Below are 15,057 nucleotides of genomic sequence, written 5' to 3'. Positions count from 1 at the left end.
TCCGGCGCCGAATCTCTTTACACGTTCCGCCCATCGCCGCACCTCGGCCTCGAGAAACGGATGCCAATGACCGCACCTGGGCACGACGACTCCCGTATCGCGGCGGTGCGCAGTTACCGGTTGCTCGACGCGCCCCGCCCGGCGGTGCTCGACGAGCTGACCCGGCTCGCCGGTGCGGTCCTCGAGACGCCGATGTCCACCGTCACGCTCGTCGACCGGGACCACCAGTGGTTCGCCGGCAACACCGGCATGCCGGCCGACGGCGGCTCGCTCGACACCTCCTTCTGCGGGCAGGTGGTCGCCGGCCGGAGCGCGCTCATCGTCCCGGACGCGCTGGAGCACCCGGTCTACCGCACGTGGTCGAACGTGGTCGGCGCGCCGTACATCCGGTTCTACGCCGGGGTGCCGCTGCTGGACGAGGACGGGCACCTGATCGGGACCATGTGCGTGCTCGACACCCGGCCCCGCGACATCGGCGACCGCGAGCTGGACCTGCTCACCACGATGGCCGGGCAGGCGGCCGGGCACCTCTCGGCGATCCGTAACCGGCTGTTGCTGGCCGAGGTCGGCGACGAGCTGTCCCGGGCGATCGGCCGGGAGGAGGACTTCGTCGCGACCGTCTCGCACGAGCTGCGCACCCCGGTCACCACCATCCAGGGCTACCTGGAGCTGCTGGTGGAGAACGAGGAACTGGCACCGTACCGGCGGCTGATCGACCCGATCCGGCGCAACGGCGAGCGCCTGGTGCGGATGGTCGACCACCTGCTGGCCGGCACGCGTCCGGAGGCGACGCCGCTGCCGCTGCTGCGCGGCGGCAGCAACCTGGTGGCAGTCGCCGAGGCGGGCGCGGCCTCCTGCCGGGCGCTGGCCGAGCAGCGCGACGTGCGCATCGTCATCGAGGCCCCGGACGAGAGGGTACGGGTGATCGGCGACTTCACCCGGCTCAGCCAGGCGGCCGAACAGTTGATCAAGAACGCGGTGCTGTTCAGCGTGACCGGCACGACCGTCACGGTCCGGGTGCGGCCGGACGGTCTCGAGGTCGCCGACTCCGGCGCCGGCATCCCGGCCGGGGAACTGCCGCACGTGACCGATCGCTTCTACCGCGGCCGGCACGCGCAGGAACAGGCGGTCCCCGGGGTCGGGCTCGGCCTGAGCATCGCCGACCGGATCGTCCGGGCGCACGACGGCACCCTGGAGGTCACCTCCGACGGCGCCGAGCAGGGCACCACCGTCCGGATGATCCTGCCCGTCTGATCACGTACCGCTCAGTACCGCACCGATCCTGCCGAAACGGCTGACGAGGGCGGTTCGAGGCGGGAGATGTCATGGCGATCTTGCGACGGTTACGGCTGGCCGGGCGGCTCGGGGCCGCGTTCGCGGTGGTGCTCGTACTCCTCGGCGTCGCCGTGGCCGTCGGCACGCTCGGCCTGACCCGGCAGCGGGACGCGGTCGAACGCCTGCACACGCTGCAGAACCTGATGCACCAGGTGGCCGAGCAGAAGTTCTACAACGCCGACGTCTCCGGCTGGCAGCTGGCGTACGTCTGGGACGCGTACCGGCTCAGCCCGGTCAAGGCCGTCGACCCCGCCAACGAGAACCGGGCCGGCTTCCTGACCTCGCTCGACGCCTTGGACGACCTGCTGGCCGCGACGGACACCGCCGCCATGACCGACGCCGAGCGCGCGATCTTCGACGACCTGAGCGCGATGTGGGATGACTACCGCGAGGCCGACGAGCAGGTGGTGGCGTTCTTCAACGCCGGACAGACCGAGCAGGCCAGCAAGGTCATCCTGGGTAGCGTCTACGACATCTACTTCGACATTGTCGAGGGCACCAACGCGGTGGCCGCCTCGGTGACCGCCCGCGCCGACACCGCTGCCACGGACGCCCGGGCGGAGGCGTCGTCAGCCCGTACCCTCATGATCGTTGTCTTCGCCCTTGCCGTGGTCGCCGCGGTGCTCTTCTCGATCGCGGTGACCCGCAGCGTCACCGGCCCGGTCGCCCGGCTCGCCTCGGCGCTGCGCGGGATGGCCCGCGGTGACCTGACCGTGCGCGTCGACACCACCGGCTCCGACGAGATGGCCGAGATGAGCCGGGCCGTCGACGAGGCGGTCAGCGGTGTCCGCGCCACGGTCGTCGACATCCTCGAGAACAGTGGCCGGCTGACCGCCGCCTCCCAGACGATGCACCAGGTCAGCTCGCAGATCGACACCGCCATCGCGGACGCCGACCAGCAGGCCGGGCTGGCCGCCGCCAGCGCCGCCGGGGTGTCCGGCAACGTCAACACGGTCGCCGCCGGGTCCACCGAGATGGGCTCGGCGATCGTCGAGATCTCCCGCAACGCCGCCGACGCGGCCCGGGTCGCCTCCGAGGCGGTCGGCGCGGCCTCGGCCACCAGCACCACGATCAACCGGCTCGGCGACTCCTCGGCGCAGATCGGCGACGTGATCAAGACGATCACCGCGATCGCCGAGCAGACCAACCTGCTCGCCCTCAACGCCACCATCGAGGCGGCCCGCGCCGGCGAGGCCGGCAAGGGCTTCGCCGTGGTCGCCAGCGAGGTCAAGGACTTGGCCCAGGAGACCGCCCGGGCCACCGAGGACATCGCCCGCCGTGTCGAGGCCATCCAGAACGACACCGGGCAGGCGGTCACCGCGATCGACGAGATCAGCCGGATCATCACGCAGATCAGCGACTACCAGACGACCATCGCGTCGGCGGTGGAGGAGCAGAGCGCCACCACGGCCGAGATGAACCGGGGCGTCGGCGAGGCGGCGGCCGGTGTCACCGACATCGCGAACAACATCGCCGGCGTCGCGAGCAGCACCGCGTCCAGCCGCGAGGCGGTCGGGCTGGCGGCGCGCACGGCCCAGGACGTTCAGGCGCTCGCCGACCGCCTGCGCGACTCCGCCGGCCGCTTCATCGTCTGAGCTCAGCCCTCGACGCCGCCCGGCCGGGCGAACACGGCGGCCAGGCCGGTCGGGCTCATCGCCGGCAGCGGGGTGCCGTGGGTGAGCGCCCGCAGCACCCCGGTCGCCATCAGGGACCGCCGCACGATGCCGCGCGGCCGGGCCACCCGGAACTCGACGCCCCGCGCGTCCGTCTCGGCCCGGGCGGCGAGCAGCAGGTCGATGCCGGAGGAGTCGCAGAACGTCAGGCCGCCCAGGTCGACGATCAGCCGGTCCGGCACCGGATCACCGGCGAGCGCCCGGGTCACCTGCTCACCCACCAGGTCGGTGGTGGCCAGATCGAGCTCACCGCGCACCTGGAGGCGAACCACGGCGCCGTCGTCGATCCGCACGATTCTCACGACTCACCTCCGCGGCTGCTCACGGACTCGCCGACGCGGGCGTTCGGGCAGGGATGCAATTCGACCAGCACGCGCTTGCCGCCCTCGTGGTTCTCCACGGTCCAGCCGACCGCCAGCGCCTCGATCAGCGCGATGCCGCGGCCACCGACCCCGTCCGGGTCACGCCGGCGGGGCACCACCGACGAGCCGTCGGCGACCGACACGATCACCTTCGTGTCGTGGGCCTCCACGGCCAGCGCCACACAGCCACCGCCGTGCCGGACCGCGTTCGTGACCAGCTCGCTGACCACGACGGAAACACCGTCCAGCCAGTCCGGATCGCGGAAGCCCCAGCCGCCCAGCACCGCCGAGACTGCCCGGCGGGCGGAGCCGGGAGCGCCGCGGTCCAGCGGCACGTCCAGATGGGCGGTCAACACACTCATAAGCAAAACCCCGTGAGTCACCGATATGCGGCCGGACAGTACCCCGCGAACCGGTGATGTGAAACCTCGCCATCAGTGACTGTGGTCCCCCAGCAGCTTCGTCGCCAGCACCGCCGCCTGGGTACGCCGCTCCAGACCCAGTTTCGCCAGCAGGCTGGAGACGTAGTTCTTCACCGTCTTCTCGGCCAGGAACATCCGGCCGGCGATCTCCCGGTTGGTCAGGCCCTCCGCCACGAGCTCCAGGATCCGGCGCTCCTGATCGGTCAGGGACGCCAGCTCGCGGGGCTGTTCGACACCGTTGCGGATCCGCTCCAGGACCCGCTGGGTGACCGCCGGGTCCAACAGGGACTGTCCGGCGGCGACCCGGCGCACCCCGTCGACCAGATCGGTGCCGCGGATCTGCTTCAGCACATAGCCCGAGGCGCCGGCCATGATCGCGGCGAACAGGGCCTCGTCGTCCTCGTACGACGTCAGGATCAGTCCCTTGATCGACGAGTCGACGGCCCGCACGTCCCGGCACACGTCGATGCCGTTGCCGTCCGGCAGCCGGGCGTCCAGGACCGCCACGTCGGGGCGCAGCGCCGGGATGCGAGCCGCCGCCTCGCGCGCGGAACCGGACTCGCCGACGACCTCGATGTCACCGCCCGCCTGGAGCAGGTCGACGAGGCCGCGGCGGACGACCTCGTGGTCGTCGAGGAGGAAGACTCGGATCATGTCTCCTTCCTACCAACCAGCCGGCCCGCGCACCTAGGGCCATTGGTCCCGCGCCACCGGCCCGGCGCACCGGTACCCTCGACCCGTGTCCGACGCACCGCCCCCCTCGCTCGGCCTGAGCCCGCTCTCCCGGGTGCGCCTCGACGAGCTGCTCCAGGAGATGCAGAACCGGGTCGGCGAGATCGTGACCAGCCGGGAGCGGCTGCGCGCCCTGCTCGACGCGGTCGTCGGCATCGGCACCGACCTCGACCTGCGCAGCACGCTGCAACGGATCGTGGAGGCGGCCTGCGCCCTCGCCGGCGCGAAGTACGGCGCCCTCGGTGTGCTCTCCCCCGGCCACGACAGCCTCTCCGACTTCGTCACGCACGGCATCCCCGCCGAGGCGCACGCGCGGATCGGCGACCTGCCGCACGGCCGCGGTGTGCTCGGGGTGCTGATCACCGACCCGCAGCCGGTCCGGCTTCCGGACATCACCCAGCACCCCGACTCGTACGGTTTCCCGCCCCACCATCCGCCGATGCACAGCTTCCTCGGTGTGCCGGTGCGCACCCGCGAGCAGATCTTCGGCAACCTCTACCTCGCCGAGAAGCAGGGCGCCGAGCAGTTCAGCGACGACGACGAGGAGATCGTGGTGGCGCTGGCCGCCGCGGCGGGTGTGGCGATCGACAACGCCCGGCTCTACGAGCTGGCGCAGCGGCGGCAGCGGTGGCTGGAGGCGGCCGCCGAGATCACCGGCGTGCTGCTGGGCACCGTCCGGCGGACCGAGGCGCTGCGCCTGATCGCCCGCCGGGCCCGTGAGGTGGCCGGCGCCGCACTGGTCCTGGTGCTCCTGCACGACGAGGAGAACGCCCGGTTCACCATCGAGGTCGCCGACGGTGCCGACCCGGGCTGCGCCGCCATGACCGGCCGGGTGCTGCCGGTGGACGCGGTGCAGGTGCGCGACTTCGGCCGCAAGGCGTACCGGTTTCTCGACGACCTGCGCGACGCCGCCGAATGGCCCGGGCCGGTGCCCGCCGGCCCGGCGCTGGCCGCCCCGCTCGCCGGCGGTGACATCCCGCAGGGTGTGCTGATCGTCAGCCAGCCGCCGGAACGGGCCGCGTTCGGCGACGACGACGCGGTGCTGCTCTCCACGTTCGCCGGCCAGGCCGCGCTGGCCCTGGAGCGGGCCCGCGCCCAGGAGGAGCGCGAGCTGCTGGCAGTCCTGGAGGACCGTGAGCGGATCGCCCGTGACCTGCACGACGTGGTCATCCAGCGGCTCTTCGCCACCGGCATGCAGCTGCAGGCCGCCGCCGCGCCGCAGGCGGTCCGGCCGGACGTCGCCAAGCGCATCAACGCGGCCGTCGACGACCTCGACGCCACCATCCGCGACATCCGCCGGTCGATCTTCGAGCTGCGCGCCCCGGTCGGCGCCGCCCTGCGCACCGAACTGCGGGACACGGTCGACGCCGCCGCCGCGACCCTCGGGTTCCGGCCCGCCCTGGAGACCTCCGGCCCGGTGGAGAGCGCGGTCCCCGACGACGTGGTGCCGGAGCTGACCGCGGTGCTGCGGGAGGCGTTGTCGAACGTGGCCCGGCACGCCCGCGCCACCGACGTCCGTGTCTCGGTGCGGGTCGCCGGCGGCGAACTGATCCTCCAGGTGCGCGACGACGGCGTCGGCATGGATCCGGCGCTGGCCCGCGGCGGTGTGGTCAACATGGGCGAGCGCGCCCACGACCTGGGCGGCGCCTTCGAGATCGGTCCCGGTCCGGACGGCGGCGGCACCCTGGTCACCTGGCGTGTCCCGCTCGGGACCTTCGACTCTTAACGGCGGCGCCCGGGCGCGGCACGGTAGGGAGGACCACCGCCCGAAGGAGAACCGCCGTGAACCGCTACGACGAGTCGGACCTGCGCCGCGCCGCCGCGGCCGCGATCCAGGCGCCCTCGATGCACAACACCCAGCCGTGGTCGTTCCGGCTCCGGGACGGCGGGATCGAGGTGCTGGCCGACCCGTCCCGCCGGCTCGGCGTGGCCGACGGCACCGGCTGGGCGCTGCGCGTGGCCTGCGGCGCGGCCACCTTCAACGCGCGCCTCGCGCTGGCCTGGGCGGGCACCCCGGCCGAGGTGCGGCTGCTGCCGGCGGACGACCCCGGCGTGATCGCGCGGCTCACACCGGGCCGGCACCGGCCGCCCACCTACGCCGAGCGCGACAGGTACGCGGCGATCGAGCGCCGGCACAGCAACCGGGACCCGTTCTGGCCCGACCCGGTCCCCGCCGACGTGCGCGTCGCGTTGATCGAGGCGGCCCGGTCGGAGAACGCCTGGCTGGACCTGCTGGTCGGGATGACCGCGCTCACCGGTTTCTCGGAGATCGCGCACAGCGCCGACCGGGTGCTGCGCCGCGATCACCGGTACCAGGCCGAGCTGATCACCTGGACCGGCACCGAGGAGGCGCCGGACGGGATCCCGGTGGCCGCCGGTGCCCCGCTCGCGGAGCCGCAGGACCTGGTGCCGCAGCGGGTGTTCACGCGCCGGCGGCGGGCGCCGGGCCGCGACTACGAGCCGGAGCCATTGATCGGCATCCTCGGCACCGCGGGCGACCGGAAGCTGGACCAGGTGATCGCCGGGCAGGCGCTGCAGAACGTGCTGCTGACGCTCACCGACGCCGGGCTGTCCGCGTCGATGATCTCCCAGCCGATCGAGGTGCCGCCGGCCCGTGACCAGCTGCGCCGTTCGCTCGGCCGGACCGGTTTCCCGCAGATGGCGATCCGGGTCGGTTACGGCCGGCCCGGTCATCCCGCACCACGCCGGGACGTCGCCGACGTGCTCGGCCACTGACCCGGCACCTATGCTGTCGCCGGCGGCACGGCGTTGTCACCAGCGGCACGACGCTGTGGCCGGCAGTACGGCGCTGTCGCCGGCAGCACGGCACGGCACCAGGAGGCGGCATGGCACCACAGGGCACGGCGGTCATCGGATGAGCGCCGGTCACGCGCACCCGCTGCACCTGGAACGGGACAGCCCGATCCACCGGCTCTCCCCCGAAGTCAAGATCGTCGCGGTGGTGCTGTTCACGGTGATCGTGGTGGTCACCCCGCGCACCGAGTTCGCGGCGTTCGGCGGTTACGCGCTGCTCATCGCCGGTGTCGCGGTCCTGGCCCGTGTGCCGGCGCTCTGGCTCGCCAAGCGGGCCACCATCGAGCTGCCGTTCGTCCTGCTCGCGGTGGCGCTCCCGCTGGCCGGCCAGGGCGAGCGGGTGGACTGGCTGGGCCTGTCGCTCTCGGTCGACGGCCTCTACGGCGCCTGGAACATCTTCGCGAAGGGCACCCTGGGCGTGCTGGCCTCGCTGCTGCTGGCCGCCACCACCACGATGCGTGACCTGGTGCTGGGCCTGGACCGGCTGCACTGCCCACCGGTCTTCACCCAGATCATGACATTCATGCTGCGCTACATCGACGTGCTCGCCGACGACGCGCGCCGGATGCGGATCGCCCGGCTCTCGCGCGGCTACGACCCGCGCTTCCTCTGGCAGGTCAAGGCGTTCGCGGTCGGGGTCGGCGCGCTGTTCCTGCGCTCCTACGAGCGCGGCGAGCGGGTCTACCTGGCGATGCTGTCGCGCGGGTACACCGGCCGGCTGCCGCAGATCACCGGCGGCCCGGCGCCGGGCCGCGACTGGGCGCTGTCGGCGGTGCTCCCGGTCGCCGCCGCCGGCATCGCCGTCGCCGGCCTGCTGCTGACCTGAGCCGGCAGCCTTCCCCGGCACCACCCCGGCCCCCGCCTCCGCGCGACCACCGCCGAGCCGGAGCCGGGCCTCTCCTAACATGATCGGAGTGACCACACCGGCCCTGCGCATCAGCGGACTGCACTTCGCCTACCCGGACGGGCGCGAGGCGCTGCGCGGCGTCGACCTGAGCCTCGCGCCGGGCGAGCGGGTCGCCCTGCTCGGGCCGAACGGTGCCGGCAAGACCACGCTGGTGCTGCACCTCAACGGCATCCTGCACGGCGGGCCCGGGCGGGTGGAGATCTCCGGGATGCCCGTCACCCCCGGCGACCGGGCGGCGATCGCCGAGATCCGCCGCCGGGTGGGCATCGTCTTCCAGGACCCCGACGACCAGCTCTTCATGCCCACGGTCGCGGAGGACGTCGCTTTCGGCCCGGCGAATCTGGGCGTACGCGGCACCGAACTCGACGACCGGGTGAGCGAGGCCCTGGCCGCCGTGGGCATGTCGGAGCACCGCGACCAGGTGCCGCATCACCTCTCGTTCGGGCAGCGGCGCCGGGTCGCGGTGGCCACGGTGCTGGCGATGCGCCCGGAGATCCTGGTCCTCGACGAGCCGTCGTCGAACCTGGACCCGGCGAGCCGGCGGGAGCTCGCCGAGATCCTCGAGTCGCTGCCGGTCACCGTGCTGATGGTGACGCACGACCTGCCGTACGCCTTGGAGCTGTGCCCCCGCTCGGTGATCATCGACGACGGCCGGCTGGTCGCCGACGGCAGCACGGTGACGCTGCTGGCCGACCGCGAGCTGATGGCGTCGCACCGCCTGGAGCTGCCGTTCGGCTTCGACCCGGTGGCCGCGATGACCGCCCTGGCCGCGCGCCGCAAGAACCCGTAGACCGAGCGGACCCGCGCCGCAAGAGCCGCCAACAATCCGCCAGCAAGCCGCAAAGAACGCAGGCGGGACCCGGACCCGGCCGCCTCGAGCGGAAGCGCCGGACCCGGAACCGGCACCGCTCAGGCGGCCTGCCGCATCGAGGCGGACCGCACCCCGCCCACGAGGGCCTGCCAGGTGGTGCGGCCGGCCACACCGTCGGCCGGGATCGCGGCGCTCTCCTGGAACGCGCGCACGGCCTGTTCGGTCGCCGGGCCGAACTCCCCGTCCACCTCGGTCCGGAACTCGCGCTGCAGGCCGCGTACCGCATTGCCCCGCGCGCCCGGACCGACCTCGACGACCAGGGCCGCCCAGGTGTCCGGGCAGACGATCCCGTTGTCCGGAAGGTTCTTGGTCCACTGGAAGGCCCGGACCGCGTCGCCGGTCTGCGCGCCGAAGACGCCGTCGACGGTGACCGTCTGACCGTGTGCCAGCAACAGGAACTGCAGCGTGGTGACCGAGTGATCCTTGGCGCCCTGCCGGGTCGTCGGCCAGGGGTTCAGCGTGGCGGCCATAGAGGGGGTCCCCTTCCTCATCGTCGAGCGACGGGTGTTGCGCTTCCCTCACTTTCGCCAACGTTGCCGATGAATGAAAGGGTGAGACATGTCTCGGCCACAGATTCTTAAGAAAACCACCCCGGGATGCGCGATGACGCGCACACCGGGGTGGTTCCGCACCGGACGGGTCAGCTCTCGGCCCAGTCCCCCAGCGCCCAGTCACGCACCTCGGGCATGTCCTCCAGGTGCTCGACGACGTACCGCTCGTGGCGCTCCAGCTGCGACTCGCACCACGCCTTGAGCTCGGTCGCCCCGGTCGGCAGCCGGCGCGCGTTGTTTATCGCGTCGATCACCAGGTGATAGCGGGACGCCCGGTTGCGGACCGTCATGTCGAACGGCGTCGTGGTGGTGCCCTGCTCGATGAAGCCGCGCACCCGGAACCGGTCGGCGTCCGGCCGGCCGTGGACCAGCTGGTGGATGGCGCCCGGATATCCGTGGAAGGCGAACACCACGTCGACGTGGTCGGTGAACAGCTCCCGGAAGAACGTCTCGCTCATGCCGTGCGGGTGGTCCTTGGGCCGCGGCAGCGTCATCAGGTCGACGACGTTCACCACGCGCGCCTTCAGGTTCGGCAGCCGTTCCTTGAGGATCTGCGCGGCCGCCACGGTCTCCATCGTCACGACGTCACCGGCGCAGGCCAGCACGATGTCCGGGTCGGTGGTGCCGTCGTCGGTGCCGGCCCAGTCCCAGACCCCGGCGCCCCGGGTGGCGTGCTCGATCGCCGCGTCCATGTCGAGCCACTGCAGCTGCGGCTGCTTGTCGATCACGATCAGGTTGATGTACGACCGGGACCGGAAGCAGTGGTCGGCGACGGAGAGCAGGGTGTTCGCGTCCGGCGGCAGGTAGACCCGGGCCACGTCGCCGCGCTGGGTCAGCACGTTCTGGATCAGGCCGGGGCCCTGGTGCGAGAAGCCGTTGTGGTCGTTGCGCCACGCGGTCGAGGTGAGCAGGATGTTCAGGCTCGGAACCTTGGCCCGCCACGGCAGGTGGCTCGCCTCCTGCAGCCACTTGCCGTGCTGGATCGTCTGCGAGGCGCTGACCATGGCGAACGCCTCGTACGTGGCGAACATGCCGTGCCGGCCGGTCAGGTTGTAGCCCTCGAGCCAGCCGTGGCAGTTGTGCTCGGAGAGCACCTCCATGACCCGGCCGGCGTTGCTGATCTTCACGTCGTCCGGAGTGACGGACTCCATGAAGCCGCGGTCGGAGACCTCGAAGACCGCGCCGAGGCGGTTGCTGTTCGTCTCGTCCGGGCAGAACAGCCGGAACCGGTCGTCGTTGCGCGCGTAGATGTCGCGCATGAACTCGCCGAGTTTGCGGGTCGACTCGGCGCGGCCCTGCGCGGGCCGCTTCACCTCGACCGCGTAGTCCCGGAAGTCGGGCAGGTCGAGATCGCGGGTGAGCCGGCCGCCGTTGGCGTGCGGGCTCGCGCTCATCCGCAGGTCACCGTCGGGCGCCAGGTCCTTGACCAGGTCCACGGGCGCGCCGGAGGCGTCGAAGAGCTCTTCCGGACGGTACGACCGGAGCCACTTCTCCAGCTCCTGGAGGTGTTCCGGGTTGTCCCGGACCCCGGAGAGCGGCACCTGGTGCGACCGCCACGTGCCGGTCACGGTGATCCCGTCGATCTTTTCGGGCCCGGTCCAGCCCTTGGGCGTACGCATGATGATCATCGGCCAGTGCGGGCGCTCGCCGTCCCAGTCGCCGGTGCGCGCGGCGTCCTGGATGGCCCGGATCTTGCCCCACGCCGTCGCCAGCACCTCGGCGAACCGCACGTGCATGCCGGGCAGGTCGTCCCCGCCCACCTCGAGCACCTCGTAGCCGTGGCCCTCGAGCAGCTTGCGCACCTCGGCCGGGTCCTTGCGGGCCAGCACGGTCGGTCCGGCGATCTTCGCGCCGTTCAGGTGCAGGATCGGCAGGACCGCGCCGTCGTGCTTGGGGTTGATGAAGGAGATGCCCTTCCAGGAACCCTCCAGCGGGCCGGTCTCGGCCTCACCGTCACCGACCACCGCGATGCTGAGCAGGTCGGGGTTGTCCATCACCGAGCCGAACGCGTGCACCAGCACGTAACCGAGCTCGCCACCCTCGTGGATCGAGCCGGGCGTGGTCACCGAGACGTGGCTCGGGATGCCGCCAGGGCTGGAGAACTGCCGGAACAGCCGCAGCAGGCCGGCCTCGTCCTGGGCGACCTGCGGGTACACCTCGGAGTAGGTGCCCTCCAGGTATCCGGCGGCGACGAGCGCCGGGCCGCCGTGGCCGGGCCCGGCCAGGTAGATCGCCTGCTGCCCGGTCATCTTGATCAGCCGGGAGACGTGCGCGTAGACGAAGGAGAGGCCGGGGCTGGTCCCCCAGTGCCCGAGCAGGCGCGGCTTGATGTGCTCATTGCTCAGCGGCTCGCGCAGCAGCGGGTTGCCCTGGAGGTAGATCTGCCCGATGGTCAGGTAGTTGTTCGCCCGCCACCAGGCGTCCAGGCCGGCGACCTCCTTCTCGTCGGGCTCCGCCAGTCTGCGCACGAGCTCACCATGGTCGAGCGCGCTGGCCCGGTTCTCCGAAACGGCGGTCACGGTCAATCCTCTCCATCGTCTCTGTCAGAGGTCCTGCCGGTCACGATCAACGTATCGAGGGGCGATGCCCGGGGCACGGGTCCTTCGGCCCTGTCCCCTGGGTCACCGTACCCAGCACTCCTGATCACTCACGCCGACCGGCGGATGAACCTCGCGTAAAGTGGCACGCGGTGTGCCGGGAAGCCTGGTCGGCGTTCGCTTCGCCGTACCCTCCCGGAGGTCACCCATGCAGCCGCACCGCCTGCTCTCCCTCGGGTCGTGGCCCGAGGCCCGCCGGATCGCCGACGTCCTGCGCGCCGAGACCGTGGGTGGCGTGCTGTTGCTGGCCGCGACCGTGCTGGCCTTGGGCTGGGCGAACTCCCCATGGAAAGACTTCTACCAGGACCTGGCGGCGTTCCGGGTCGGCCCGGCGGAATGGCACCTGGATCTCCCGCTGTCCGCCTGGGCCGCCGACGGGCTGCTGGCGATCTTCTTCTTCGTGGCCGGCCTCGAGCTGAAACGCGAGTTCGTCGCCGGCGACCTGCGTGACCTGCGCCGCGCCGCGCTCCCGGTCGCGGCCGCAGTCGGCGGCATGCTCGCCCCCGCACTGATCTACCTGGCCGTGATCAGTGCCGGCGACGGTGCCGGGATGCGGGGCTGGGCGGTGCCGACCGCGACCGACATCGCGTTCGCGCTGGCCGCCCTCGGGGTGATCAGCACCCATCTGCCCGGTGCCCTGCGCACGTTCCTGCTCACCCTGGCCGTCGTCGACGACCTGCTCGCCATCACGATCATCGCGATCGTCTACACGGCCGCTCTGCACCCGGTCCCGCTGCTGCTGGCGCTGGTGGCGATCGCCGCGTTCGGCCTGCTGGTGCAGCGCGGGGTGACCCGCTGGTGGCTGCTGATCCCGCTGGCCGTGACCGCCTGGGCGCTGGTGCACGCGTCCGGGGTGCACGCCACCGTCGCCGGCGTGCTGCTCGCCTTCACCGTCCCGGTCCGCGGCGCCGACCTCGCGCACCGCTTCGAGCACCGGCTGCGGCCGCTCTCCGCCGGCTTCGCGGTGCCGGTCTTCGCGTTCTTCGCCGCCGGCGTCACCATCGGCGGCGGCGCCGGCCTGGGCGCGACCGTCACCCTCGCCGCGGTCCTCGCCCTGGTGATCGGCAAGCCGGTCGGCATCATGGCCGCGGCCTGGCTGGTGCAGCGCTTCACCCGGGCCCGGCTGGCGGAGGGGCTGAGCTGGTGGGACGTGCTGGGACTGGGCCTGCTGGGCGGCATCGGCTTCACCGTGTCCCTGCTGGTCAGCGAATTGGCGTACGGCCCCGGCAGCGCACTCGACGAGCAGGCGAAGATCGGTGTGCTCGCCGGGTCGCTGATCGCCGTGCTGCTGGCCGCGGTGCTGCTGCGGGTGCGCAACCGCCACTACCGGCGGCTGTGCGAGCAGGAGGCGACCGACGCCGACGCCGACGGCATCCCGGACGCCTACCAGCGCTGACATCGCGGGACACCCGGCGCCGCGCTGAATAGTTAAGCTCCTCGCTGTGACAGCTGTCGATAACGTGCTCGTCGTGGGCGCCGGCATCTCCGGCGCCGCGACCGCGATCAGCCTGGCCCGGTCCGGCGTCCGCGTGGACCTGGCCGACCTGCGCTCGACACCGCCCGCCGTCGGGTCCGGCATCAACCTGCAGGGCAACGCGCTGCGGGTGCTGCGCGAGCTGGGCGTCTGGGAACGCCTGCGACAGCACGGGTACGGATTCGACTCGCTCGGCCTCCGCGCACCCGACGCCTCCGCCACCCTGATCGCCGAACTCCCCGGCATCCGCACCGGCGGGCCGGACCTGCCCGCGACGTTCGGGACGTACCGCCCGGTGCTGGCCCGGATCCTGCTGGACGCCGCCGCCGCGGCCGGCGCCCGGCTCCGGTTCGGCACCGAACTGACCGGGCTCGACCAGGACGGCGACACGGTGGCCGTCACGTTCGCCGACGGGACGACCGGCCGGTACGACCTGGTGGTCGGCGCCGACGGCATCCGTTCCCGCACCCGGCAGGCCGCCGGCATCGAGCTGACCACGCGGGACGTCGGCATGGAGATCTGGCGGGTGGTGGCGCCGCGGCCGGCCTCGGTGACCCGCACCGACCTGTTCCTCGGCGGGCCCCTCTACCTCGCCGGTTACTGCCCGACCGGCGAGAAGACGCTCTACGCCTACCTGGTGGAACCGCCTCGCCACCGCGGCGACCTCACCCTCGGTGAACAGCTGGCGGTGGTGCACGAGCTGAGCGCGCCCTACCACGGACCCTGGGACGAGATCCGCGCCTCCCTGGCCGACGTGGAGTCGATCAACTTCACCACGTTCCGCACCCATCTGCTGGACCCGCCGTGGAACCGCGGCCGCGTCGTCGTCATCGGCGACGCCGCGCACACCTTCCCGCCCACCCTCGCCCAGGGCGCCGCACAGTCCCTGGAGGACGCCGCCGTCCTCACCGAGCTGCTGCTGACCCACGACGCCGTCACCGACGAGATGTGGGCGGAGTTCACCGCCCGCCGCCACGACCGGGTGCGCACCGTCCTGGGTGCCGCGCTGCAACACTGCCGCTGGCTGCTCGACGGCGACCGCGGCGACATCCCGGGCCTGCACTCGAGCGTGGCCGACCTCGTGTCCCGGCCGGCATGACCCCCGCACCCGGGTTCGTCAGGCAGCGAGTGCGACGCGGTGTTCCGTGCACCCGGCGCCCTTGGGCGCACGCGACCCCCTGCGCTGATCCGCGGCGTTGTTGATCTGCCAGCGACGCGAAATCGCGGTGATCAAGGCATGATCACCGCGATTTCGTAGCGCTAGCAGATCAACTTCTCGACACTGCCGGCGGCGCCGGGCAGCGCCGCCGGCCGCACCG

13 protein-coding genes are annotated in these 15,057 nt (G+C 72.3%); 8 read left to right on the top strand and 5 right to left on the bottom strand.

Going from position 1 to position 15,057, the window contains the following annotated elements; translation table 11 throughout:
• Positions 1–66: 66 nt before the first annotated feature.
• Together LPA41_RS35130 and LPA41_RS35125 are read left to right on the top strand one after the other, a co-directional pair.
• A complete protein-coding gene (locus LPA41_RS35130; protein ID WP_229075561.1) occupies positions 67–1,254 on the top strand; it encodes a cell wall metabolism sensor histidine kinase WalK in 1,188 nt (395 codons plus the stop codon).
• Between the two features lie 71 nt (positions 1,255–1,325).
• Positions 1,326–2,930 (top strand): methyl-accepting chemotaxis protein, encoded by a 1,605-nt coding sequence (locus LPA41_RS35125; RefSeq protein WP_229075560.1) that lies wholly within the window; start codon positions 1,326–1,328, stop codon positions 2,928–2,930.
• Positions 2,931–2,932: 2 nt separating this feature from the next.
• On the opposite strand, the gene LPA41_RS35120 is transcribed toward LPA41_RS35125, so the two are convergent.
• The 3 genes from LPA41_RS35120 to LPA41_RS35110 all read right to left on the bottom strand — a co-directional run bounded on the left by LPA41_RS35120 (position 2,933) and on the right by LPA41_RS35110 (position 4,446).
• Positions 2,933–3,310 carry an STAS domain-containing protein gene (locus tag LPA41_RS35120; RefSeq protein ID WP_229075559.1) on the bottom strand — a complete coding sequence of 126 codons (378 nt, stop codon included), beginning with the start codon at positions 3,308–3,310 and terminating at the stop codon, positions 2,933–2,935.
• Entirely contained in the window at positions 3,307–3,732 is a 426-nt protein-coding gene (locus LPA41_RS35115) for an ATP-binding protein (RefSeq protein ID WP_229075558.1), read from the bottom strand. Before LPA41_RS35115 ends, LPA41_RS35120 begins: the two co-directional genes overlap by 4 nt.
• Before the next feature lie 72 nt (positions 3,733–3,804).
• Positions 3,805–4,446: a response regulator transcription factor gene (locus tag LPA41_RS35110; protein ID WP_229075557.1), complete on the bottom strand. Its 642-nt coding sequence runs from the start codon at positions 4,444–4,446 to the stop codon at positions 3,805–3,807.
• 160 nt (positions 4,447–4,606) lie between these two features.
• On the opposite strand from LPA41_RS35110, the gene LPA41_RS35105 reads away from it, so the two are divergent.
• From LPA41_RS35105 to LPA41_RS35090, 4 genes are all read left to right on the top strand, one after another.
• Positions 4,607–6,250 carry a GAF domain-containing sensor histidine kinase gene (locus LPA41_RS35105; RefSeq protein ID WP_229075573.1) on the top strand — a complete coding sequence of 548 codons (1,644 nt, stop codon included), beginning with the start codon at positions 4,607–4,609 and terminating at the stop codon, positions 6,248–6,250.
• Between the two features lie 56 nt (positions 6,251–6,306).
• Positions 6,307–7,260 (top strand): nitroreductase family protein, encoded by a 954-nt coding sequence (locus LPA41_RS35100; protein ID WP_229075556.1) that lies wholly within the window; start codon positions 6,307–6,309, stop codon positions 7,258–7,260.
• A 139-nt stretch (positions 7,261–7,399) separates the two neighbouring features.
• Positions 7,400–8,164, top strand: a complete 765-nt coding sequence (gene cbiQ, locus LPA41_RS35095; RefSeq protein ID WP_229075555.1) for a cobalt ECF transporter T component CbiQ — start codon at positions 7,400–7,402, stop codon at positions 8,162–8,164.
• 79 nt (positions 8,165–8,243) lie between these two features.
• Positions 8,244–9,035, top strand: coding sequence for an energy-coupling factor ABC transporter ATP-binding protein (locus LPA41_RS35090; RefSeq protein WP_229075554.1), 792 nt, complete (start codon positions 8,244–8,246; stop codon positions 9,033–9,035).
• A 119-nt stretch (positions 9,036–9,154) separates the two neighbouring features.
• Here LPA41_RS35090 and LPA41_RS35085 read toward each other — a convergent pair whose 3' ends face one another.
• Together LPA41_RS35085 and LPA41_RS35080 are read right to left on the bottom strand one after the other, a co-directional pair.
• Positions 9,155–9,586 (bottom strand): peptidoglycan-binding protein, encoded by a 432-nt coding sequence (locus LPA41_RS35085; RefSeq protein ID WP_229075553.1) that lies wholly within the window; start codon positions 9,584–9,586, stop codon positions 9,155–9,157.
• 170 nt (positions 9,587–9,756) lie between these two features.
• Entirely contained in the window at positions 9,757–12,192 is a 2,436-nt protein-coding gene (locus LPA41_RS35080) for a phosphoketolase (RefSeq protein WP_229075552.1), read from the bottom strand.
• A 220-nt stretch (positions 12,193–12,412) separates the two neighbouring features.
• On the opposite strand from LPA41_RS35080, the gene nhaA reads away from it, so the two are divergent.
• Positions 12,413–13,660 carry a Na+/H+ antiporter NhaA gene (gene nhaA / locus LPA41_RS35075; protein ID WP_229075551.1) on the top strand — a complete coding sequence of 416 codons (1,248 nt, stop codon included), beginning with the start codon at positions 12,413–12,415 and terminating at the stop codon, positions 13,658–13,660.
• A gap of 46 nt (positions 13,661–13,706) precedes the next feature.
• Positions 13,707–14,837 (top strand): FAD-dependent monooxygenase, encoded by a 1,131-nt coding sequence (locus LPA41_RS35070; RefSeq protein ID WP_229075550.1) that lies wholly within the window; start codon positions 13,707–13,709, stop codon positions 14,835–14,837.
• The last annotated feature ends 220 nt before the right edge of the window (positions 14,838–15,057 follow it).

It is taken from the genome of Actinoplanes sp. DH11, from assembly GCF_020873875.1.
In the GTDB taxonomy this organism is placed as follows: domain Bacteria; phylum Actinomycetota; class Actinomycetes; order Mycobacteriales; family Micromonosporaceae; genus Actinoplanes.
This window is presented reverse-complemented; position numbering and strand designations above follow the sequence as displayed.